At 64.3% G+C, this 823-nt stretch carries 1 protein-coding gene; it reads right to left on the bottom strand.

The features are described 5' to 3' along the window. Positions 1-70: 70 nt before the first annotated feature. Positions 71-823: GTP-binding protein (locus C0V97_RS17640; RefSeq protein ID WP_127103732.1), on the bottom strand; the 753-nt coding region annotated here is incomplete at its 5' end.

Below are 823 nucleotides of genomic sequence, written 5' to 3'. Positions count from 1 at the left end.
CATGGGCGAGATCCTCGGCCTGTGCCTGCCCGTCCAGATCATGCGATTCCCGAAAGAGGATATGCATGGATCAGGCTTCGTCGAAGCTGCGCTGCACCGCCACGGGATCCAGACCGTGCAGCCCGATCACCACGAGTTGGCCAGGGGACGCCTCGCCCTGTTCGAAGGCATGACGAATACGCGCGCCCACGGCCTGAACGCCGAGGCGCAGGCTCTTGCCCGCAATGCGCGCATAGCCCTTCATACGCAGCACGTCATGGGCGCGCGCCACATGCTCCAGCCTTGCGATGAACGCCTCGACACTTTCCTGCTCGCGGAGCGGCAGGACAAAACTGGTGAAATCGTCATGTTCATGCTCATCCGCTCCGTCATGATGCGAAGGGCGCGCAGCGAGATCGTCCTCAGCCGCGGCGGAGAGGCCCAGAATGACGGCAGGATCGACGCGCCCTTCGCGTGCACGGATCAGGCGAACGCGCCGGGATCGCGTGGCGAGCCCGGCCTCGATCGCTGCCAGTTCTGCCTCATTGAGTAGATCAGTCTTGTTGAGTACCACCAGATCGGCGCAATCAAGCTGGTCCTCATAGACTTCCTCGATCGGGTTGTCGTGATCGCGCGAGTCATCCGCCTCGCGCTGGCGCGCGACCGCCTCGGGATCATCGGCGAAACGGCCATCGGCTACGGCCGGAGCATCGACCACGGTGATCACGCCATCCACCGTCATGCGTGTGCGCACGCTCGGCCAGCCAAAGGCCTTGAGCAGCGGCTTGGGCAGGGCCAGACCCGAGGTTTCGATCACGATATGCTCGGGCGGTGACGGGCGATC

Source organism: Asaia sp. W19 (assembly GCF_003994335.1).
Classification (GTDB): domain Bacteria; phylum Pseudomonadota; class Alphaproteobacteria; order Acetobacterales; family Acetobacteraceae; genus Asaia.
This window is presented reverse-complemented; position numbering and strand designations above follow the sequence as displayed.